This is a genomic window from Streptomyces crystallinus (assembly GCF_039521265.1).
Lineage (GTDB): Bacteria > Actinomycetota > Actinomycetes > Streptomycetales > Streptomycetaceae > Streptomyces > Streptomyces crystallinus.
This window is the reverse complement of record NZ_BAAACA010000035.1, coordinates 209,573-230,101: the sequence shown is the minus strand read 5'-3', so window position 1 is coordinate 230,101 and position 20,529 is coordinate 209,573. Positions and strand designations below refer to the sequence as shown.

At 72.1% G+C, this 20,529-nt stretch carries 17 protein-coding genes and 2 tRNA genes; 6 read left to right on the top strand and 13 right to left on the bottom strand.

Annotated features, from left to right (window positions below; all coding sequences use genetic code 11):
* The 3 genes from ABD236_RS25185 to ABD236_RS25175 form a co-directional block, all read left to right on the top strand.
* The coding region (locus ABD236_RS25185; RefSeq protein ID WP_425543943.1) for a peptidoglycan-binding protein at nucleotides 1–1,315 on the top strand (1,315 nt) is incomplete at its 5' end.
* A 14-nt stretch (nucleotides 1,316–1,329) separates the two neighbouring features.
* Nucleotides 1,330–2,493, top strand: coding sequence for an SPFH domain-containing protein (locus ABD236_RS25180; protein ID WP_425543942.1), 1,164 nt, complete (start codon nucleotides 1,330–1,332; stop codon nucleotides 2,491–2,493).
* A gap of 157 nt (nucleotides 2,494–2,650) precedes the next feature.
* Complete coding sequence (locus ABD236_RS25175; protein WP_344077089.1) at nucleotides 2,651–3,241, top strand: lytic polysaccharide monooxygenase auxiliary activity family 9 protein; 591 nt, start codon at nucleotides 2,651–2,653, stop codon at nucleotides 3,239–3,241.
* A 447-nt stretch (nucleotides 3,242–3,688) separates the two neighbouring features.
* Here ABD236_RS25175 and ABD236_RS25170 read toward each other — a convergent pair whose 3' ends face one another.
* The 10 genes from ABD236_RS25170 to ABD236_RS25125 all read right to left on the bottom strand — a co-directional run bounded on the left by ABD236_RS25170 (nucleotide 3,689) and on the right by ABD236_RS25125 (nucleotide 11,949).
* A complete protein-coding gene (locus ABD236_RS25170) occupies nucleotides 3,689–5,194 on the bottom strand; it encodes an MFS transporter (RefSeq protein WP_344077087.1) in 1,506 nt (501 codons plus the stop codon).
* Nucleotides 5,195–5,322: 128 nt separating this feature from the next.
* Nucleotides 5,323–5,799, bottom strand: a complete 477-nt coding sequence (locus ABD236_RS25165; RefSeq protein ID WP_344077083.1) for a group II truncated hemoglobin — start codon at nucleotides 5,797–5,799, stop codon at nucleotides 5,323–5,325.
* Nucleotides 5,796–6,347 (bottom strand): hypothetical protein, encoded by a 552-nt coding sequence (locus tag ABD236_RS25160; RefSeq protein WP_344077081.1) that lies wholly within the window; start codon nucleotides 6,345–6,347, stop codon nucleotides 5,796–5,798. Before ABD236_RS25160 ends, ABD236_RS25165 begins: the two co-directional genes overlap by 4 nt.
* 114 nt (nucleotides 6,348–6,461) lie before the next feature.
* Nucleotides 6,462–6,535: transfer RNA gene (locus ABD236_RS25155), tRNA-Lys, on the bottom strand.
* Between the two features lie 84 nt (nucleotides 6,536–6,619).
* Nucleotides 6,620–7,378 carry an IclR family transcriptional regulator gene (locus ABD236_RS25150; RefSeq protein WP_344077079.1) on the bottom strand — a complete coding sequence of 253 codons (759 nt, stop codon included), beginning with the start codon at nucleotides 7,376–7,378 and terminating at the stop codon, nucleotides 6,620–6,622.
* Between the two features lie 177 nt (nucleotides 7,379–7,555).
* Nucleotides 7,556–8,284 (bottom strand): amino acid ABC transporter ATP-binding protein, encoded by a 729-nt coding sequence (locus ABD236_RS25145; protein ID WP_425543946.1) that lies wholly within the window; start codon nucleotides 8,282–8,284, stop codon nucleotides 7,556–7,558.
* A gap of 52 nt (nucleotides 8,285–8,336) precedes the next feature.
* Nucleotides 8,337–8,954, bottom strand: a complete 618-nt coding sequence (ehuD, locus tag ABD236_RS25140) for an ectoine/hydroxyectoine ABC transporter permease subunit EhuD (protein WP_344077122.1) — start codon at nucleotides 8,952–8,954, stop codon at nucleotides 8,337–8,339.
* A 56-nt stretch (nucleotides 8,955–9,010) separates the two neighbouring features.
* Nucleotides 9,011–9,670 carry an ectoine/hydroxyectoine ABC transporter permease subunit EhuC gene (ehuC, locus tag ABD236_RS25135; RefSeq protein WP_344077075.1) on the bottom strand — a complete coding sequence of 220 codons (660 nt, stop codon included), beginning with the start codon at nucleotides 9,668–9,670 and terminating at the stop codon, nucleotides 9,011–9,013.
* Entirely contained in the window at nucleotides 9,667–10,521 is an 855-nt protein-coding gene (gene ehuB, locus ABD236_RS25130; protein ID WP_344077073.1) for an ectoine/hydroxyectoine ABC transporter substrate-binding protein EhuB, read from the bottom strand. Before ehuB ends, ehuC begins: the two co-directional genes overlap by 4 nt.
* A gap of 42 nt (nucleotides 10,522–10,563) precedes the next feature.
* Entirely contained in the window at nucleotides 10,564–11,949 is a 1,386-nt protein-coding gene (locus tag ABD236_RS25125; protein WP_344077071.1) for an amidase, read from the bottom strand.
* Between the two features lie 124 nt (nucleotides 11,950–12,073).
* Between ABD236_RS25125 and ABD236_RS25120 the strand changes: the two genes are divergently transcribed.
* Together ABD236_RS25120 and ABD236_RS25115 are read left to right on the top strand one after the other, a co-directional pair.
* The gene (locus tag ABD236_RS25120) at nucleotides 12,074–13,162 is read left to right on the top strand and encodes an LLM class flavin-dependent oxidoreductase (protein WP_344077069.1); all 1,089 of its coding nucleotides are present in this window, start codon (nucleotides 12,074–12,076) and stop codon (nucleotides 13,160–13,162) included.
* A gap of 306 nt (nucleotides 13,163–13,468) precedes the next feature.
* Nucleotides 13,469–15,184 (top strand): glycosyl hydrolase family 18 protein, encoded by a 1,716-nt coding sequence (locus tag ABD236_RS25115; RefSeq protein ID WP_344077066.1) that lies wholly within the window; start codon nucleotides 13,469–13,471, stop codon nucleotides 15,182–15,184.
* A gap of 535 nt (nucleotides 15,185–15,719) precedes the next feature.
* Here ABD236_RS25115 and ABD236_RS25110 read toward each other — a convergent pair.
* Nucleotides 15,720–17,597: a putative bifunctional diguanylate cyclase/phosphodiesterase gene (locus ABD236_RS25110; protein WP_344077064.1), complete on the bottom strand. Its 1,878-nt coding sequence runs from the start codon at nucleotides 17,595–17,597 to the stop codon at nucleotides 15,720–15,722.
* 330 nt (nucleotides 17,598–17,927) lie between these two features.
* On the opposite strand from ABD236_RS25110, the gene ABD236_RS25105 reads away from it, so the two are divergent.
* Nucleotides 17,928–19,196 carry a M6 family metalloprotease domain-containing protein gene (locus tag ABD236_RS25105; protein ID WP_344077062.1) on the top strand — a complete coding sequence of 423 codons (1,269 nt, stop codon included), beginning with the start codon at nucleotides 17,928–17,930 and terminating at the stop codon, nucleotides 19,194–19,196.
* A 59-nt stretch (nucleotides 19,197–19,255) separates the two neighbouring features.
* Here ABD236_RS25105 and ABD236_RS25100 read toward each other — a convergent pair.
* Nucleotides 19,256–19,329, bottom strand: a tRNA-Lys gene (locus ABD236_RS25100).
* Nucleotides 19,320–19,922: a bifunctional DNA primase/polymerase gene (locus ABD236_RS25095; RefSeq protein WP_344077060.1), complete on the bottom strand. Its 603-nt coding sequence runs from the start codon at nucleotides 19,920–19,922 to the stop codon at nucleotides 19,320–19,322. The genes ABD236_RS25100 and ABD236_RS25095 overlap by 10 nt, the downstream gene beginning before the upstream one ends.
* Nucleotides 19,923–20,529: the final 607 nt, after the last annotated feature.

Genomic DNA, 20,529 nt, shown 5'->3' with positions numbered 1-20,529 from the left:
GGGCGTGGTCCTCGGCGCCCAGAGCGCCGCCGCCACCGTGCGGCCGCCGGGCCCGGGCACCGGCCACGACCGGGCCGCCGCCGGGGGCGACGCCGTCGGCCAGGACAGCGGGCCCGCGACCGAGCAGGGGGTCGCCGGCGGGCTGCACGGGAGCGCCGCCGCGCGGCCCGAGGGGCTGGCGCCGCGCAAGCTCCAGCCGATGACCCGGGCCGACATCATCAACCGGGCGAAGAAGTGGGTGACCGCGCAGGTCCCGTACAGCATGGAGAAGTACTGGTCGGACGGGTACCGCCAGGACTGCTCCGGGTTCGTCTCGATGGCCTGGAACCTCGGCACCAACGAGTGGACGGGCAGTCTGGGCAGCTTCGCGGTGCGGATCGCCAAGGAGGAGCTCCAGCCGGGCGACATCCTGCTCTTCCACAACCCCGACAACCCGACCAAGGGTTCGCACGTGGTGATCTTCGGCGGCTGGACGGACTACACGCACACCTCCTACATCGCGTACGAGCAGACGCCCCCGCTGGCCCGCAGACAGGCCACGCCGTACACGTACTGGACCAACTCGGCCCGCTATCTGCCCTACCGGTACAAGGGCGTCGCCACCGGCACCAGCGGTGCCGTCGCCGCCGAGCAGCCCGCCCCGGCCGCGCTCGCGGCGGACTTCCCGGGGGTGGGCGCCTTCGGGCCGGGCGCCAACAACGCGTACGTCACGCGGCTGGGCCAGATGCTGGTGGCGCGCGGCGGCAAGCGGTTCTACACCGAGGGCCCCGGCCCGCTCTGGGGCGCGGCCGACCGCAGGGCGACCGAGGCCTTCCAGCGCGCCCAGGGCTGGACCGGCAGCGCGGCCGACGGGCTGCCGGGCGCCCAGACGTGGAGCCTGCTGGTGCGGGGCGCGGGCAAGGACATCCCGCCGGAGCGCGGCACCACGGGGGGCCTGCCGGCGGCCACCCCGCCCCCGCCGATGGGCCAGACCCCCGCGGGCCAGACCCCGGCGGGTCAGACCCCGGCGGACGTGCCGGGCAGGGCGGGTGCGCCCGCCGCGCCGACCACCGCCGGGTACGCGGGCTGGGTGCGGGTGCCCGCCTTCCCCGGGCGCGCGTACTTCCGGCCCGGTCGGTCCAGCGCGTATGTGACCGAGCTCGGGCGGCAGCTGCTGCGCAAGGGGTTCGGGCGGTACTACACCACCGGCCCCGGCCCGCTCTGGAGCGAGGCCGACCGGCGCAACGTCGAGGCGTTCCAGCGCGCCCAGGGCTGGCGCGGCGGCGCGGCCGACGGCTACCCCGGCCCCGAGACCTGGCGGCGGCTCTTCGCATGACGCAGGAGACATCGATGCAGAAGACGACGGACACGACGGACACCCCCGTGCCGGACGAGGGCGCTCCAGGCCCCGCCGCCCCCCGCCGGGTCGCGGTGATCAGGGGCGAGACCACCGCCGAGATCCCGGTGCACCTGCTGTTCCGGGACGACACCGCCCCCACCCCCGTGGTGCCCCAGCCGGGTCCGAAGCCGGCCGGGGCCGTCCCGGCCCGGCGTGCGCGGCGGCCGGTCCCGGCGCCCGCGCGGCCCGCCCCGCCCGGCGACCCCGACCTGGTCGAGCGGCCCGGGCCGGTGGTGCCGGGGGCGGTGGCGGTCGCGGCGGGCTTTGCCGCGCTGGCGGGGTGCGCGGCGGTCGTCTGGTCGGCGGGCCTGGTCCCGGGGGCGGTGACCCAGGCGCTGCGGCTGCCCCCGTCCCCGTACGCCGCTGGGCACGCCGTCATGGGGCCCGCGCGCTGGGCGCTGCTGGTGTGCGGGACGGCCGTCGCGGTGGTCTGCTTCGGCGGGCTGGGGCGCGGCCGGGCCGGGTACGCCTGGGTGCTCTCGCTCTGCGGCGACTATCGGGGGAGCGTGCGGCGCACGGGGCTGGTGTGGATCAGCCCGCTGCTGCTGCGCGAGCCCGTCGACGTACGGCTGCGGCACTGGCGCAGCGAGCCGATGCCCGCGGTCGACGCGGACGGCACGGCGCTGCGGGCCGTGGTGCTGGTGGTGTGGCGGGTCAGGGACACCGCGCGGGCCGCCCTGGCCGTCGACGACCATCTGATCTATCTGCGCGACCAGGTGGAGGCGGCGATGGCCCGGGTGCTCTCGCAGCTCCCGGCCGACGCCTTCCACGAGGACGCCCCGACCCTGCGGGACGCGGAGGCCGTCGGGGACGCGCTGACCCGGCTGCTGAAGGCGGAGGCGGAGCCGGTCGGGATCGAGGTGTACGCGGTGCAGCCGACCCGGATCGAGTACGCGCCGGAGGTGGCGGCGGCGATGCGGCGGCGGCGGGTCGCGGCGCTCGACGCCCGGCACCGGGACGCGGTGCTGGGCTCGGTGGTGGACGCGGTCGACGACACGGTGGCCCGGCTCACCTCGCGCGGCCTGGTGGAGCTGGACGACTACGAGCGGCGCGTGCTGGTGAAGGACCTGACGGTGGCGTTCTATACGGGCCGGGGCGGGGCGGAGGGCGCCTGAGCGCGGGCCCCTGAACGGGGGGAGCGGCGGCGTCGAAGCCGTGTGGTGATTGGTCTGGACATGCTCAACTGGCGGGAATAGCCTGTGAGTTGGTCCAGACCAGATTGCACGCGTGCCACGGCCCCAGAACTCCCCCACGTTCTCCAGGAGCGTCAGCATGCGCAAGAAGAAGCTGGGCGCGGCCGTCGTCGCGCTCGCGGCGGCGGGCACGTCGCTGCTCGCCACATCGAGTGCCAGCGGTCACGGGTACACCGACCAGCCGCTCAGCCGCCAGAAGGTGTGCGCCAACGCGCACGCCTGCGGCGAAATACAGTGGGAGCCGCAGTCCGTCGAAGGCCCCAAGGGGTTCCCGGCCGCGGGACCCGCGGACGGCCGGCTCTGCGCGGGCGGCAACGCGCGCTTCGCGGAGCTCGACGATCCGCGCGGCGGTACGGGCTGGCCGGCCACGCGTATGACGGCGGGTCAGACGTACACCTTCCGCTGGCAGTTCACCGCGCGGCACGCCACGACGGACTTCCGGTACTACCTCACCAAGCAGGGCTGGGACCCGGCCCAGAAGCTCACCCGGGCGGCGCTGGATCCGCAGCCGTTCCTGACGGTCCCGTTCAACGGCAAGCAGCCGCCGCCGACGCTGTCGCACGACGGCACGATTCCCTCCGGGAGGAGCGGGCATCATGTGATCCTGGCGGTGTGGACTGTGGCGGACACGGGGAACGCGTTTTACGCGTGCTCTGACGTGCAGTTCTGAGTGCCCGGTCTTTGGCTGCGGGTGTGTGGTGGGTTGCTCGCGCAGTTCCCCGCGCCCCTGCTTGTGCCCGGTCTTTGCCTGCGGGTGCGTGGTCGGTTGCTCGCGCAGTTCCCCGCGCCCCTAGGTAGTACGTCTCGCTCGGGCGGGTTTTCGCGCCGCGGGAAGCCCGTTGTCGTCTGCGGGTCGTGGCCGGTTGCTCGCGCAGTTCCCCGCGCCCCTAAAAGCCTGTGGCTGAGCAGGGTTCGAGAGCTGCGGCACACCCCCAACCGGCCACGCCCGACCCCCTGAGGGGCGCGGGGAACTGCGCGAGAAGCGGCCACCGGCTCGCAGCCGACGAACCACCCAGGGGCGCGGGGAACTGCGCGACCGGCTCGCCACTCAGCCGCAGACAAACGACCGCCGGGCGGGCTCACTCGGAGCCCGGCCGGCGGTCGTCGTAGCGCGGGGTTACCCCACCAGCTCCCCCTCCCGCGCAGGCGCAGCCACACTCGTCCCCCGGAGCAGACCCACCGTCACCCCCGCCGCGACCAGCAGCAGAACCGTCCCCCCGACCCCCGCGAACTGCATCCCGTGCACAAACGCCTCCCGAGCCGTGGTCACCAGCCCGTCGTCGCCGGTGGCGACCGCCGCGCCCAGGGTCTCGCGGGCCGCGGCCGGGGCCGAGTCGGGCATGTCCGCGCGGTAGACCGCCGTGCCGATCGAGCCCAGGACCGCCATGCCCATCGCCCCGCCGAACTCCTGCCCGGTCTCGAGCAGTGACGCCGCCGAGCTCGCCTTCTCGGCGGGCGCCGAGGCCAGCGCCATGTCGGAGACGAGCGCCATCACCGTGACGATGCCGCTGGCGATCACCGCGGCGCCGGTCAGTACCAGCCACAGCGAGTCGGTGCCGGTGAGGGCGAGCACGCCGTAGCCCGCGGAGCCGATCGCGAAGCCGGACGCGATGACCGGGGCCTTGCCCAGCTTGGCCGCGACCGCCGTGGCCGTAGGGGCGGCGATGCCCACCGCGAGCGAGGGGGCCAGCGACCACAGGGCCGCCTCCATGGTGCCCATGCCGAGCACCGACTGGAGGTACTGCGTGGTGAAGTAGGCCGAGCCCATCATCGCGAACGCCGCGATCGCGTTGAGCGAGATCCCGGCGCCGAAGACCCGGTCACGGAAGAGCTCACGGCTGATCATCGCGTCCCGCCGCACCCGCTGGCGGTGGACGAAGACCCAGCCGACCGCGAGGCCCACGGCCACCGACAGCAGCCGCGCCGCGCTGAAGCCCTCGGCCGCGAACTCCTTCAGCCCGTACACCACCGGCAGCACCGCGCCCATCGACAGCGGCACGCTCAGCAGGTCGAACCTGCCGGGGGCCGGGTCCTTGAACTCGGGGACCAGGACCGGGACGAGGACCAGCAGGAGCAGCATCGCCGGCACGTTGATCAGGAACACCGAGCCCCACCAGAAGTGCTCCAGCATCACGCCGCTCATCACCGAGCCGAGCGCGATGCCGCCCGCCATGGCGCCGGACCAGATGCCGATCGCCTGGCCGCGCTGCTTGTCGTCGCGGAACATGTTGCGGACCAGGCCCATGGTGGAGGGCATCAGGGTCGCGCCGCCGACACCGAGCAGGGCGCGGGCGGCGATCAGCATCTCGGCGCTGGTCGCGTACGCCGCCGTCACCGAGGCGAGGCCGAACGCCGCCGCTCCGATCAGGAGCAGCCTGCGGCGGCCGATCCGGTCACCGAGCGAGCCCATCGTGATCAGCAGGCCGGCCAGCGCGAAGGCGTAGACGTCGAAGATCCACAGCTGCTGGGTGGCGCTCGGGTCCAGTTCGCGGGTGATCGAGGGGATCGCGAAGTAGAGGACGGAGACGTCCATGGAGACCAGGAGGAGCGGCAGCAGCAGGACGACGAAGGCGGTCCATTCCTTGCGGCCCGCGCGGAGGTTGGTGCTCGGTGTGTGGGTCATGACAGGAACTGTACGGGCGTTTAATACGACTGTCTAGAACGAATGTATAGGACATGCGTATGGCCCCTCCGGAACCGTCCGGAGGGGCCATGTGCGAGGTCGGGCGAGCGGGGGAGGCGGGGGGCGGGTCAGCCCTGCCAGGGCGGGGTCTGGTTCCAGCCCCACCTCGGCACCTTCGCCCCCGTCCCCTCCACCGGCGGCGGATTGGGGCCGGAGTACACCAGCGCCATCCGCGTGCCCCACTCGATGTAGTACGCGAACACCGCCCGGAACTCCGGGTCGTCCGGCAGCCCCACCTCGTCCGCCGCGTCCATCAGCAGCGCGATCCAGCGCCGCCGCTGCTCCTCGGTGATGCCGCGGCCCAGATGGCGCCCGGCCATGTGGTCGTGGCCGCCGTGGGCCGCGGTGTAGTCGGCGGGGCCGCCGAAGACCTCGGCCAGCCAGACCGCCACGTGGTGGGCGTGCTCGGCCGGGGCGGCCGCGAACACCGGTGCCAGGACCGGGTCCTTGTGCACATGCCCGTAGAAGACCTCGGTCAGGCGGTCCAGCGCCTCCTGGCCGCCCATCCACTCGTAGACGCTGGGGATCCCCGGAGCGTCGCTCATGCGTTTTCCTCCTCGGCGGGCCCCGACGCGCGGTCGGGCCCCTGGGCGCGGACTTCCCGTACCCGCTCCAGGGAGTCGCGCAGCTCCCCGAGCCAGTCGTCGGTGTGACTCTGTACGAGCCGTACGCACCAGGCAAGGGCCTCGCTGCGACTGCGGACCACACCGCCCGCCACCAGGGTGTCCAGGACCTGGCGTTCGGGCTGGCGGAGCCGGGTCATGACCGGGGCCGAGACCTGGGTGAACATCGCGCGCCGGCCGCCGCACTCGGCGCCCCAGGAGACCTTGCGTCCATAGCGGTGCTCGGCCTCGCGGGCCACCGCGATCCGCTCGTCGCGGGTGCGCTCGCGGAACTCCTGGATACGGCCGTCGAGGGCGGCGGTGCGCTCGGCGGGGGAGGCGTCGTCGGCGAGCTTCGGCTCGGGGACGCGCCCGACGACGGTGATCTCCTCGCGGTCGACGACCACCTCGACCAGGCGCTCGAAGAGACCCTCGGGGATGCGGCCGGAGAACCAGCCGCGAAGCTGCTCGTGCTGTTCGGCTGTAATCATGTAATCAGCATTACGCGGGCAAGGCGGCCTGCCAAGGGTGTTCGCCGTGGGCCGGAAAGGTGTAAGGGCAACGCAAAAAGCCCTCCGCTTTCGCGAAGGGCTTCCTGCTGTCTGTGCGCCGCCAGGGACTCGAACCCCGGACCCGCTGATTAAGAGTCAGCTGCTCTAACCAACTGAGCTAGCGGCGCCTGCTGACAGAGAAAATACTACCTGGTCCGAGGGGGTGCTCCTGCCACCCTCGGATCACGGATCGGATTACGGAAACGAAACGCCTAGATCGCCAGTGAGAGCACCACGGGAGCGGCCCGGCGGTTCAGGGTGTCGGCCGCCGAGCGCAGCCGGTGGGCGTGTTCGATCGGGAGCGAGAGCGGCAGGCAGCCGACCGCCGAGCCCGCCGTGAGCGGGACGGCCGCGCAGACCGTGCCCACCGCGTACTCCTGGAGGTCGAGGACCGGGACCGTCGCCGGCTGGCTGTCCAGCTTGTTGAAGAGCACGCGTTCGTTGGTGATGGTCCGCGAGGTGAGCCGGGCGATCTTGTGGCGCGAGAGGTGGTCGCGCCGCCCGTTCTGGTCGAGCTGGGTGAGCAGGCACTTGCCGACCGCGCTGGCGTGGGCCGCCGAGCGGAAGTCCACCCACTCGTTCACCTTCGGGGCGCGCGGGCCGTCCGCGTACTGCGTGATCTTCACTTCGCCGTCGATGTACCGGCTGATGTAGACCGCCGCGCCGACCGAGTCGCGCAGCTCGGTGAGGGTGGCCTGGAGCTTGGCCTCCAGGGCCTGCTGGCGCACCACGCCGGAGCCCAGCAGGACGGTCGAGTCGCCGATCACATACGCGCCGTCGGCGACCTGCTCCACATAGCCCTCGCAGCGGAGCATGAGCAGGAGGGAGGCGAGGTGCGCGGTCGGCAGACCGGTCTCTCGTGCGATCTGGACGTCCGTCACTCCGCTCCCGTGCTTGGAGATCGTCTCCAGGACGCGGAAGGCGTACTGCACCGAGTGGAACGGCGCGGTCGGCTCGGGCTTCAGCGCCACGGTTTCCCCCTAGCAGGTCGAGGCTGCGAAGGTGGACAGCTTCACCGTTCCACGATAACCGCCAAGGCCCGTTTGCGGTGGGGGTGTTGACGAGATTGATGATGCGCCCCGGCTCGCGAGCAGGGGCGCATCCGCCTGGCATATGCCAGGGGTAAGGTCTCTGGCCGGAACCAGAGGTCAGAGCACCGCACCCAGGAACTCGCGCGTGCGTTCGTGCTCTGCCCCGGAGAAGATTTTCTCCGGCGGACCCGACTCGATGACCTTCCCGGAATCGAACATCATGACCTCGTCCGAGATGTCGCGCGCGAAGTTCATCTCGTGGGTGACGCACAGCATGGTGATGTCCGTCGTGGTCGCGATGTCCCGCAGGACGTCCAGGACCCCGGCCACCAGCTCCGGGTCGAGCGCGGAGGTCACCTCGTCGAGAAGCAGCACCTGGGGCCGCATCGCGAGGGCCCGGGCGATCGCGACCCGCTGCTGCTGGCCGCCGGAGAGCTGCGAGGGCTTGGCCCCGGCGCGGTCGGCGAGACCCACCAGCTCCAGCAGGTCCCGCGCCCGCGCCTCGGCCTCGTCCGGTGACAGCCCGAGCACCCGGACCGGCGCCTCGGTGAGGTTGCGCAGCACCGTCATGTTGGGGAAGAGGTTGAACTGCTGGAAGACCATCCCGATCTTCTTCCGGGCCTCCCGGCGCTCTCTCTCGGCGGCCGGAAACAGCCGGTCCCCATTGACCTGGATCGTCCCGGAGTCGGGTGTCTCCAAGGTCATCAGCAGCCGCAGGATCGTGGTCTTGCCGGAGCCGGAGGGGCCGATCAGCGTGACGTGCCTGCCCGGCCGCACCGAGAAGCACAGATCGTCCAGGACCGTGGTGGCGCCGAAGCGCTTGGTCACGTTGTCGAAGGTGATCAGGGGCGAGTCCGGGGCGGCGGCGGGGGAGGACGGGGCGGGCTTGGGGGAGAGGTCAGCGGGCAAGGCGGCGCTCCAGGGCTCGTACGAGAAGGGATGCCGGATAGGCGATGAGGATGAAGGCGACACCGACCACGGTCAGCGGCTCGGTGTACTGGAAGGTCGACGCGCCCTCCAGACGGGACTGCTGAAGGAGTTCGAGGACGCTGATCCCGGCGAGCAGCGGGGTGTCCTTCAGCATCGAGATGACGTAGTTGCCGAGCGCGGGAACGATCCTGCGGACCGCCTGCGGCAGGATCACCGCCAGCCAGGTCCGGTGCGTGGGCAGGCTGAGCGCGGTGGCCGCCTCCCACTGCCCCTTGGGCACGGCGTCGATGCCGGCCCGGTAGACCTGCGCGGTGTACGTCGAGTAGTGCAGCCCGATGGCGAGCACGCCGGTGGTCAGGGCGGAGAACTTCACGCCCCACTCGGGCAGCACGAAGAACAGGAAGAACAGCTGCACCAGCAGCGGCGTGGTGCGGATGAACTCGGTGACGGCGGTCACCGGCCACCGCAGGAGCCGGGAGGGCGCGCGCAGGCCGAGCGCCCACACCAGGCCCAGCGAGAACGAGATGAGCGAGCCGAGCGCCAGGACCTGGAGGGTGACGAGCACCCCGTCCCAGAAGCGCGGCATGAAGTCCGCGACGGCGGACCAGTCCCAGGAGGACTGCGCTCCTTGAGCCGACAGCGTCACTTGACCGTCACCCCCAGATTGGCCTTGGTGCGGCGCTCCAGCGCCTTCATGCCCCGGGTGATCCCGAAGGCGAGGACGAAGTAGACGACGAGCGTGACGCTGTAGATCTGGGCGCTGTCCTGGGTGGCGAGCCGGACCAGGTACGCGGCGAACGACACGTCGCCGACGCCGAGCAGCGAGACCAGCGCGGTGCCCTTGAGCAGCTCCACCAGCAGGTTGCAGAACGGCGGGATCATCTCCGGCACCGCCTGCGGCAGCAGCACCAGCCGCATCCGCTGCCAGGGCGTGAGGCTGAGGGCGATACCGGCTTCGCGCTGGGCGGTCGGGACGGCCTTCAGGGCGCCCCGGACGATCTCCGCGCCGTACGCCCCGTAGGACAGGCCGAGCGCGAGGACGGCCGCCCACATCGGCACCAGCTGCCAGCCGACCAGCGGCGGCAGCACGAAGAACAGCCAGAACATCAGGACCAGGGCGGAGGTGCCCCGGAAGACCTCGGTGTAGAAGCCGGCCAGGAACCGTACGAACCGGGAGCGGTGCGTACGGGCCATGCCGACCCCGAAGGCGACGGCGGCGGCCAGCGCCGCGCTGTACACCGTCAGCTGGATCGTGATCCAGATTCCCGGCAGCACCCAGTGCTGCCACAGGCCCGCCGTCATCGGCACAGCTCCTTGGCGGTGAGGGTGGTCATCTCGGCCTCGGTGAAGCCGAACGGCCGCAGGATCCGGAAGAGTTCGCCGCTGGCGCGCATCTTGTGCAGCTCGGTGTTGAAGGCGTCGCGCAGCGTGGTGTCGGTGGGCCGGAAGGCGAAGCCGCCGCCGTCGACCTTCTTCTTGCCGTCGACCACGGCGGCGAAGGGCGCGGTGGCCTCGGTGCGGCTGCTCTTGCGCACCACGGCGCGGGTGGTGAGCGCGGTCCCGGCGAAGACGTCGACGCGGCCGGACTCCACCGCGTTCAGCCCGGCGACCTGGTCCTGGAGGATCACGATGTCCTTCTCCGGGATGCCGGCGGCGACGGCGTACTGGATCTCCGCGTAGCCGGTCCCGGTGGCGAAGCGGGCGCGGGTGCGCACCACGTCCTGGTAGGTGTGCAGCCCCTTGGGGTTGCCCTTGCGCACGATGAACGCGTCGAGCATCTGGTACTCGGGGTCGGCGAACAGGACCTGTGCGCAGCGCTCCTTGTTGATGTACATCCCGGCCGAGACGACGTCGAACTGCTGGGAGTTGAGGCCGGGGACGAGGGAGGAGAAGTCGGTGGCCACCGGCTGGACGCGGTCGATGCCCAGCCGCTTGAAGATCACTTTGGCGAGCTCCGGCGCCTCTCCGGTGAACCGGCCGTCCTCGTCGACATAGCCGTACGGGACCTCTCCGGCGATCCCCAGCCGTACCGTGCCCTGCGATCTGAGGCGCCCGAGCGCGTCGCCGTCGGGCACCCGGGAGCAGCCGGCGGCGGCGAGGGCCGCCCCGACACCTCCGGCCAGAAACGTTCGTCGTGCAGTTGCTCGAACCATGGCGGCGCCGCTACCCGCGATCAGCGCCGCCATGCGTCCCTCTCATCCCTCCAGTGCCCGCGCCCCCCTCAGCACCAGCGTGTCGCGGTGGCGCGCGGCGACCAGCTGGAGGCCGATCGGCAGCCCGTCGGCGTCGGTCCCGACCGGCACCGTGAGCGCCGGCTGGCAGGTCAGGTTGAAGGGGTACGTGAACGGGGTCCATCCCGTCCACCGGCGCAGCCCGGAGCCGTGCGGAAGCTCCGCGCCCGCCTCGAACGCGGTGATCGGCAGGGTCGGGGTGACCAGCAGGTCGTAGGTGCGGTGGAAGCGCGCCATCCGGTGGCCGAGCTCCGCCCGGACGTCGAGGGCGGCCAGATAGTCGACCGCCGAGTACCGCGCGCCCTGCTCGGCGATCTCCCGCAGGCCCGGCTCCAGCGCCGCCCGCCGCTCGGTGGGGAGCCGGCCGACCATCCGGGCCGCGCCCGCGAACCACAGCGTGTGGAAGGCGGCGACCGGGTCCGCGAAGTCGGGGTCGGCCTCCTCGACGTACGCGCCGAGCCCGGCGAGCCGGGTCACCGCCGCCCGTACCGCCGCCGCGACCTCGGGGCGCACGGCCACCTGGCCGCCGAAGGAGGGCGAGTAGGCGATCCGCAGGCCCTTCACGCCCTCGCCGAGGCCCGGCGAGAGCGGCGGGGAGCCGTCGGCCGCCGACCAGTCGCGCCAGTCGGCGCCGCTGATCACGTCGAGCAGCAGCGCGGTGTCGGCCGCGTCCCGCGCGATCGGCCCGATGTGCGCGAGCGAGCCGAACGGGCTCGGCGGGAACAGCGGCACCCGCCCGTACGTGGGCTTCAGCCCGACCACCCCGCAGAACGAGGCGGGGATGCGGACCGAGCCGCCGCCGTCGGTGCCGAGCGAGAGCGGGGCCGCCCCGGCCGCCACCGCCGCCGCGCTGCCGCCGCTGGAGCCGCCGGCCGTGCGCGCGGGGTGGTGCGGGTTGCGGGTGATCCCCGAGAGCGCCGAGTCGGTGACCCCCTTCCAGCCGAACTCGGGCATCGTGGTCTTGCCCACGAACACCGCCCCGTGCTCGCGCAGCCGGGCCACGGCGGGCGCGTCCACGTTCCAGGGCCCGGGCCCCGGCGGGAGCGTGGAGCCGCGCAGGGTCGGGCCGCCGGCCACCGGGAGGGAGTCCTTGACGGACACCGGCACCCCGTCGAGCAGCCCGCGCGGCTCCCCGGCCCGCCACCGGGCGGTGGACTCCTCGGCGCGGGCCAGCGCCGCCTCGGCGTCGACCCGGACGAAGGCGTTGATCCGGGGCTGCACGGCGGCGATCCGCTCCAGCACGTCCCGGACCGCCTCGACGGGGGAGAAGTCGCCCTTGCCGTATCCGTACAGAAGTTGATGGGCCGTCAGGTCAGCGAGTGAGGTGGGGCCTCTCGTCGGATCGGTCATGTCCGGGGTCGTACCCGTGTTTGCTGATCGACAGCGTCCGGGGCGGCGGCCCGACGGGCGGGGAATAAAACGGAGACAGCCTCCTGTTAGCTTCGGGGTATCCGTACCGCCGTACCCGTACGGCATGAACTGGAGGAGCGGACCGGTGGACGTGGACGACATTCGAGGGACGGCGTTCGGCAGCGCGCCCGTGCCCCTGTCCGTGCTGGACCTGGTGACGGTCGGCAGCGGCTACACCGCGACCAGGGCCCTGCGCACCAGCGTGGAGATCGCCCGGCTCGCCGAGCGGCGCGGCTTCACCCGCCACTGGGTGGCCGAGCACCACTCCATGCCCGGCGTGGCCTCCTCGTCCCCGGCCGTCATCCTCGCCCACCTCGCCGCCCACACCGAGCGCATCCGGCTCGGCTCCGGCGGCGTCATGCTGCCCAACCACGCGCCGCTGGTGATCGCCGAGCAGTTCGGCACCCTGGAGGCGCTGGCTCCCGGGCGGATCGACCTGGGCCTGGGGCGCGCGCCCGGCACCGACGGCGCGACGGCGGCGGCCCTGCGCCGCACCGACCACCTCAGTGAGGGCGCGGACGAATTCCCGAAGCAGCTCAGCGAGTTGACCCGGTTCCTGGACGACGACTTCCCCGACGGGCACCCCTACGCCCGGATCCACGCCGTGCCCGGCCCCGTGCAGGGCCCCACCGGGCGGCCGCCGATCTGGCTGCTCGGTTCCTCCGGCTTCAGCGCCCGGCTCGCCGGGATGCTGGGCCTGCCGTTCGCCTTCGCGCACCACTTCTCGGCCGCCAACACCGTGCCGGCGCTCGACCTCTACCGCGAGTCGTTCCGGCCCTCGCGGGTCCTCGACGCGCCGTACGCGCTGATCGGCGTCTCGGCGCTGGCCGCCGACAGCGAGGCCGAGGCGCGCCGCCAGACGCTCACCAACGCCCTGTCGATGGTGCGGCTGCGCACCGGCCGCCCGGGCCTGGTGCCGACCCCGGAGGAGGCCGCCGCGTACTCCTTCAGCCCGCTGGAGCGGGAGTTCGTCGACGGCTGGCTCGCCAACGTGGTCTCCGGTACGGCCGAGGAGGTGCGCGACGGGCTCGACGCGCTCCAGAAGCGGACCGGCGCGGACGAGCTGATGCTGACCGCGAACGCGCACTCGCCCGAGGCGCGGCTGCGTTCGTACGAGCTGATCGCGGAGGTGTACGGGGCGCCCTCGGCGTGACCGCCCGGGGCCGCTCCCGGTGATCGTCGCGGCACCCACGCGGGGCTCACCCGCCGGTAAATCCTGGCTTCCGCGCGGTGGGTGGTCCAACCCGTTCACGGCCCCTTCCAAGATCCATAAGACAGCCTTAAACCGCTCGTCACCGATGGTGGCGAGCGGTCGGCGTATCCGGTCCACCTCCCTGACAAGCGGTTTCGCGCTCAAATTGGTCTAGTCCTCAATTTGGTTCAGACCATTGACGCGGGCATGGCGTGATCGCTATCACTGCTCCAACCGCCGTTCCGCTCAGCCCACCGGAGGCCGACCGTGCCCGTCCGCAGACCTCTAGCCGCAGCCCTGACGACCGCGACGCTCGCCGCGGGCGCGCTGGCCGCCTTCGCGGGCCTCGGCCCGGCCGGCGCCGCCTCGGCCGCCGACGCGCAGACCGTCGCCGCCTCCACCGGGGGCGTGAAGATCGCGTACTACGACCAGTGGAGCGTGTACGGGAACGCCTTCTATCCCAAGCACCTCGACACCCGGGGCATCGCGGGCAAGCTGGACGTCATCAACTACTCGTTCGGCAACATCCACCCCACCGACCTCACCTGTTTCGAGGCCAACAAGGCGGCGGGCGACGACAACAACGCGAGCGCCGGTGACGGCGCGGGCGACTCCTACGCCGACTACCAGAAGTCCTTCAGCGCGGCGGACAGCGTCAGCGGCGTGGCCGACAAGTGGGACCAGCCCATCGTCGGCGTCTTCAACCAGTTCAAGCAGCTGAAGGCGAAGTACCCCAAGCTGAAGATCAACATCTCGATCGGCGGCTGGAGCTACTCCAAGTACTTCTCCGACGCGGCCAAGTCGGACGCGAGCCGCAAGAAGCTGGTCGCCTCCTGCATCAAGCAGTACATCCAGGGCGACCTGCCGGTCGAGGGCGGCTACGGCGGCCCCGGCTCGGCCGCCGACATCTTCGACGGCATCGACATCGACTGGGAGTACCCCGGCTCGCCCGATGGCCACCTCGGCAACCACTACGCGCCCGAGGACAAGCAGAACTTCACCCTCCTGCTCGCCGAGTTCCGCAAGCAGCTCGACGCGTACGGGGCCGCGCACGGCGGCAAGAAGTACCTGCTGACGGCGGCGATGCCGGCCGGCCAGGACAAGATCAAGAACATCGAGACCGACAAGGTCGGGCAGTACCTCGACTACGCCAACGTCATGACGTACGACATGCACGGCGGCTGGGACGGCGACGGGCCGACGTACCACCAGTCGCCGCTGTACTCGGGCGCCAACGACCCGACCGACGTGATCAAGCCGGGTACGCAGAAGTACTCGATCGCCAACGCGGTCGACTCCTGGCTGGACGGGAACGCGGCGTACGGCATCGCGGGCGGCTTCCCCGCGAACAAGCTCACCCTCGGGTACGAGTTCTACTACCGCGGCTGGAAGGGCGTCCCCGCGGGCTCCGCGAACGGCCTCGCCCAGGCCGCGACCGGCCCGTCCGGCGCGCGTCCGCTGAGCCAGCAGCCGGGCATCGCCCACTACAAGGAGCTCGGCGGGATCGTCGACAACGCGGCGACGACGTTCTGGGACGACCAGGCGAAGGCGTCCTACTTCTACAAGGACGGCGAGTTCTTCACCGGCCTGAACCAGAAGTCGATCCAGGCGCGGGCCGACTACGCGCACAGCCGGGGGCTGGCGGGGGCGATGATGTACTCCCTGCTCGGCCTCGACGACCGGACGACGCTCCTGAACCAGATCGTCACGGCGGTCGGCTCGTCGCCGTCCTCGACGCCGGACCCGACGACGCCGCCGACGACGCCTCCGACCACCCCGCCGACCACTCCGCCCACGACGCCGCCCACCACCCCGCCGACGACCGGGTGCACGGCTGCGGCCTGGGACAAGGGCGGTACGTACACCGGCGGTACGCAGGTCTCCCACAAGGGCCACAACTGGAAGGCGAAGTGGTGGACGCAGGGGGAGGAGCCGGGGACGACGGGCGAGTGGGGGGTGTGGCAGGACCTGGGGGCGTGCTGACGCGTCTGCCCTGAGCCCCCTTCGGGGGGAGGCCGCCCCACCCCGTGCCGGGGGTGGGGCGGCCTTCTTGTCGCCCCACCCCGCCCCTTCCCTAAACCCTCCGGGGGTGGGGGGCCGGTTTGCCTGGGCCGCCGAGGGGGCTGCGGGCCTGCGGCCCGGTGGCGGGTTGCTCACGCAGTTCCCCGCGCCCCTGAAAACCCTCGTTCGCCTGCGGCCCGTGGCCGGTTGCTCGCGCAGTTCCCCGCGCCCCTGGGTGGTTGGTTGGCTGCGGGCCGGTGGCCTCTTCTCGCGCAGTTCCCCGCGCCCCTGGCGGCCTGGGGCTGAGCTGGTTCCCAGGGGGACGGCGTACACCCCAAGGGCCCGTGGCCGAGCAGAGTCCTCCGGCTGCGGCCGACTACCTAAGGGGCGCGGGGAACTGCGCGAGCAACCCACCACTCAGCCGCAGGCAAAGGCCGGGCGGGATCAGGGGCGCGGGGAACTGCGCGAGCAACCACCCACTCACCCGCAGACAAAGGCCGGGCACAAAAGGCCCCACTCAGCCGCAGACAGAGGCCGGGCCACTACGCCGGCACCCGGCGGACAGCATCGTCGCGATCAGTTCCGGCGCGATCGCCCGCGAATACAGCCACCCCTGCCCCGTATCGCACCCGATCCGCCGCAACCGCCCAGCCTGATGCACCGTCTCCACGCACTCCGCCGTCACCTTCAGCCCCAGGCGGTGCGCCAGCTGCACCAGCGCCTCGACGATCGTCTCGTCGGCGGGGTTGGGGTGCGTGCCGCCCTCGTCGTACTGGAAGCCCCGGACGAAGGAGCCGTCCAGTTTCAGGACGGAGACCGGGAGGCGAGACAAATACGCCAGGTTCGAGTAACCCGTGCCGAAGTCGTCGATGGCGATCCGTACGCCCATGTCGGACAGCGCCTGGAGGGCCTGGAGGGGGCGGCCCGCCGAGCCCATCACGGCGGACTCCGTGAGTTCCAGCTGGAGCAGGTGCGGGGCCAGGCCCGTCTCCGCCAGGATCTCCGCCACGTCCGCGACCAGGTCGGAGTCCCAGACCTGGCGCACGGCCACGTTCACGCTGACGAAGATCGGCGGCACCCCGGGGTGCTCGATCTGCCAGCGGCGCGCCTGCCGGCAGGCCGTACGAAGGACCCAGCGGCCGAGCTGGACGATCGAGCCGTCCTCTTCCGCAATTCCGATGAACCGATTCGGCGCAAGTGTGCCGAACTGCGGATGGTTCCATCGGACAAGCGCCTCGACGCCCTCCACGGCTCCGTCGGCCATCCCCACCAGCGGCTGGTACTCCAGGGTGAACTCGCCCCGCTCCACGGCGGGCCGCAGCGTGGAGGAGAGCGCCTGACGGGTCATCCGGTGCGCGTTGCGCTCGGGGTCGAAGAGGGTCCAGCGGGCCTTCCCGTCGGCCTTCGCCCAGTACAGCGTCGTGTCGGCGTCCTGCATCAGACCCGTCGCCGTCGTCCCCGCGACCGCCCGCTCCACCACGCCGATGGACGCCGAGACGGACAGCCGCTGCCCGGCGAGGTCGAACGGCTGCTGGAGCACGGCCAGTACGGACTGCGCCAGATCCGCCAGCTGCTCGGTGCCCGTCGAGTCCTCGACCAGGACCGCGAACTCGTCGCCGCCCAGACGCGCCACCAGGTGGCCGCCGCTGCGGGCGTACCCGCACTGGTCGGCGCAGTGCGTGAGGCGGGCCGCGACCGCGGACAGGAGCCGGTCGCCGATGCGGTGGCCCAGTGTGTCGTTGACGGCCTTGAAGCCGTCGAGGTCGAGGTAGCAGATGCCGATCCGGCCGGTGCCGCCGCGCCCGTACGTGGAGGCCTCCAGCGCGCCCGCCAGCCGCTCGAAGAAGAGCGTGCGGTTGGGCAGCCGGGTCACCGGGTCGTGCATCTGGAGGTGGCGCAGCCGGGCCTGGAGCTCGCGCCGGTCGCTGACGTCCGTGATCGAGAGCAGCGCCCCGGTGCTGTCGCGCACCGGCGAGACGGTGACCTCGGCCCACAGCGAGTGCCCGTCGGGGTGCTTGAGGCGGCGGGTGCAGCGGAACCGGGAACGGCTGCCCTGGAGCACGTCCTGGTAGATGTGCCAGGTGCGGGCGTCGGCGGCGAGGTCCACCAGGTCGGCGGCGGCCTGGCCGCACAGCTCGGCGGGCGTGGAGCCGAGCAGCTCGGCCAGCGCGTGGTTGGCGGCGGTCACATGGCCGTCCCGGTCGACGACGGCCATCGCCAGGTGGGCCGCGTCGAAGGCCGCGCGGTAGTCGCGCGGCTCGGCCGTGGTGCGCCCGACCGCGTGATGTTCGGGCGGTCGGCCGAAGGGCCCCGCAGGCCCCTCCGGATGACGCTCTGTGACCGGCGGCCGCATGGTCCCGGGGGCTGCTCCCGGTCCTTCGGGGGTTCCGCTCACCGCTCGCTCCCGCTGTGCATTCGAGTCGTACAGAGATGTGGTCGGGGCCGTCGGCCGGGTGGAGGACAGCCGCCCGGGGCTGAATCCACGCAGGAAAGTGTGCCGATCATAGAGGCAGGCGCAAGAGCCGATCCAGCTCCACGACGGTGATCATGCGCACCGGGCGCCCGAGGCCGATCGTTTCTGCACGCGCCTGGCCAGCGGCGATCCCCATGTGACCAATTGTGACTTTCCGTAAGGCATCGGGGTGTCGGGCTGGTGTCGGGCCCCTCACCCACCTGGGGCAGCGGAACAGGGCGTAATCACACAAACCATCACAAGGTGGGTGAGGTGTCCCGCATTCCGTACCCGGAGGTCGACGTGGAGCGTCAGCTGACACCCGGGGGAGTGGAGCGTGCCCGGCTGCGCAGTGCCGCCGCCGCGCTCACCTCCCTGACGGCGGTCGCCGCCACCACCCTCGCGGCCGGCCCGGCCGTGGCCGCCAAATCCGCGATGCCCTGCGCCCTGCCCCGTACCGCCGCACACCACTCGCTGGGAGTGGACACCTGGAACACCGCCTATCCGCGCCCGGTGCGCACGCTGAAGGCGGTGATGGTCTTCCTCTCCTTCCCGGACTCGTCGCCGGTCGCCGCCCCCAAGGACCTAGCCACCGACTACTTCCCCGCCACCAGCGACTTCTTCGCCCGTGCCTCGTACGGCAAGTTCCGGCTGAGGGCGGAGGCGCGGCCGCACTGGGTGAGGATGCCGAAGCCGTCCACCGCGTACCGCATACAGCGCGACTGGGACCCCGACCGGCGCACCGAGTATCTGCGCGACGCCGTCACGGCCGCCGACCCGGACGTGGACTTCTCCGCGTACGACGTCGTCTACCTGGTCGCCGACCCGGACGCGCCGGGCGTCGACTCGGACGCGACGAAGGTCGTCAACTTCGACCAGCCGCTGCGGGTCGACGGCACCGATCTGAAGCGGGTCGTCACGGTCTTCGAACAGCACCCGCCGGACCGCAACGTGCTCGCCCACGAGACCGGCCATGTCTTCGACCTGCCGGACCTCTACCACCGTCCGACGGACGGCAAGGGCGACTGGGACACCTACGTCGGCGACTGGGACGTGATGGGCAGCCAGTTCGGGATGGCGCCGGACCTGTTCGGCTGGCAGAAGTGGAAGCTGGGGTGGCTGGACCGGCGCCAGGTCGCGTGCGTGGCGACGCGCGGCTCCACGCGCCTCACCCTGGCGCCGCTGTCGGAGTCGCCCGCGCGGGTGGGGCCGGGCGGGGTCCGGCTCGCGGTCGTACGGACCTCGCAGGACAGCGCGATCGCCATCGAGGCCCGGGACGCGGCGGGCAACGACCGTACGACCTGTACGTCCGGGCTGCTGATCTACCGGGTCCGCAGCGAGACGGCGTCCGGGACCGGGCCCGTGGAGGTCCTGGACACGCATCCGGACTCGGGGGCGTGCTGGGAGCACTCGGTCTACCCGGCGCTCGCGGACGCGCCGCTGAACGTGGGCGAGACGTACACCGTGCCCGGGGACGGGGTGCGGATCGAGGCGACGGGGCGGACGCGGTCGGGGGGCTGGACGGTCCGGGTGACGCCGTAGGGGTGTCCTCCCGGCGCACGAAAAGGCCCCCCGCTCGCGCGAGGGGCCTTTTCCGTCTGTGCGCCGCCAGGGACTCGAACCCCGGACCCGCTGATTAAGAGTCAGCTGCTCTAACCAACTGAGCTAGCGGCGCCTGCTGACGTCGTAGACCTTAGCATCCTGATCGGCGGGAGGAAAAATCGATAAGCGCCGGTCCGTGGGGGTGGGGTTTCGGGCGGCTCGGACGCAGGCCCAGAGCAGTACGTCGGGGCCCGGGAGCCAGGGGTGGCGGCTGTCCGGGGCGACCAGCCAGCGGGGGGCGCCGGGGTGCTCGGGGCGGCGGAGACCGGGCACGGTGACCGCGTCGCCGGCGCCGTGGCACAGCAGCGGCGGCACCTCGGTCCACTCCTCCCAGCCGAGCAGGGCGGGCAGGCGCTGGGCGGTGCCGGGGGCGGCGAAGAGCAGCGTCCGGCCCCGGTGCCGGGCGACCGGGCCCGATCCGGCGCCCTCGCCCCACAGCAGGTCGAGCATCCGGCGCCCGAAGACGGCGGTGACGTTGACCACGTCGAAGGCCGAGCCGCAGGGCAGGACGACGGGGGCGCCGGGCCGGTCCTCCCACAGGGCGAGGGTGCTGCGCGGGTACGGCGCGGCCGAGGCCAGCCAGGTGGCGCCCTCGGGGGTGACGGTGACCAGGGCTTCTTCGGCCTCTTCGGTCTCTGCGGCCTCTTCGCGCTGCCTGATGCTCATACGCACTAGATGTACGGGGCTGGGGGTGGGGGGCCTTCGGGATTGGGGGAAAGCGGGACGGGGTGGGGTGGGGTATGGTGCGGGGTTTTTTGCCCGGACTTTGTCTGCGGGCCGTCTTGGCTGCTCGCCCGGTTCCCCCACCCCGCCCCTTCCCTAAACCCTCCGGGGGAGCCCTTTCGTCTGCGGCTGAGTGGCGGGCTGGTCGCGCAGTTCCCCGCGCCCCTGAAACGCCCCTGCGGGGCGACCAGCCCCGGACGACCAGGGGCGCGAGGAACTGCGCGAGCAACCGTCCACGGTCCGCAGACGAAGGCGGGTTTAGGGGCGCGAGGAACTGCGCGAGCAACCGTCCACGGTCCGCAGACGAAGGCGGGTTTAGGGGCGCGAGGAACTGCGCGAGCAACCGGTTACGGTCCGCAGACGAAGGCGGGTTTAGGGGCGCGAGGAACTGCGCGAGCAACCGTCCACGGCCCGCAGACGAAAGCGGGTTTAGGGGCGCGAGGAACTGCGCGAGCAACCGGCCACGGCCCGCAGACAAAGGCGGGTTTCAGGGGCGCGGGGAACTGCGCGACAAGCCCCCCACTACGCCGCAGACGAAGGCCGGGCAACA

What these genes read in the sequence shown, in the direction of transcription:
- ABD236_RS25180 (WP_425543942.1), top strand. Translation starts at nt 1,330, where the DNA reads ATGCAGAAGACGACGGACACGACGGACACCCCCGTGCCGGACGAGGGC.
- ABD236_RS25175 (WP_344077089.1), top strand. Translation starts at nt 2,651, where the DNA reads ATGCGCAAGAAGAAGCTGGGCGCGGCCGTCGTCGCGCTCGCGGCGGCG.
- ABD236_RS25170 (WP_344077087.1), bottom strand. Translation starts at nt 5,194, where the DNA reads ATGACCCACACACCGAGCACCAACCTCCGCGCGGGCCGCAAGGAATGG.
- ABD236_RS25165 (WP_344077083.1), bottom strand. Translation starts at nt 5,799, where the DNA reads ATGAGCGACGCTCCGGGGATCCCCAGCGTCTACGAGTGGATGGGCGGC.
- ABD236_RS25160 (WP_344077081.1), bottom strand. Translation starts at nt 6,347, where the DNA reads ATGATTACAGCCGAACAGCACGAGCAGCTTCGCGGCTGGTTCTCCGGC.
- ehuD (WP_344077122.1), bottom strand. Translation starts at nt 8,954, where the DNA reads ATGCCGCGCTTCTGGGACGGGGTGCTCGTCACCCTCCAGGTCCTGGCG.
- ehuC (WP_344077075.1), bottom strand. Translation starts at nt 9,670, where the DNA reads ATGACGGCGGGCCTGTGGCAGCACTGGGTGCTGCCGGGAATCTGGATC.
- ehuB (WP_344077073.1), bottom strand. Translation starts at nt 10,521, where the DNA reads ATGGTTCGAGCAACTGCACGACGAACGTTTCTGGCCGGAGGTGTCGGG.
- ABD236_RS25125 (WP_344077071.1), bottom strand. Translation starts at nt 11,949, where the DNA reads ATGACCGATCCGACGAGAGGCCCCACCTCACTCGCTGACCTGACGGCC.
- ABD236_RS25120 (WP_344077069.1), top strand. Translation starts at nt 12,074, where the DNA reads ATGAACTGGAGGAGCGGACCGGTGGACGTGGACGACATTCGAGGGACG.
- ABD236_RS25095 (WP_344077060.1), bottom strand. Translation starts at nt 19,922, where the DNA reads ATGAGCATCAGGCAGCGCGAAGAGGCCGCAGAGACCGAAGAGGCCGAA.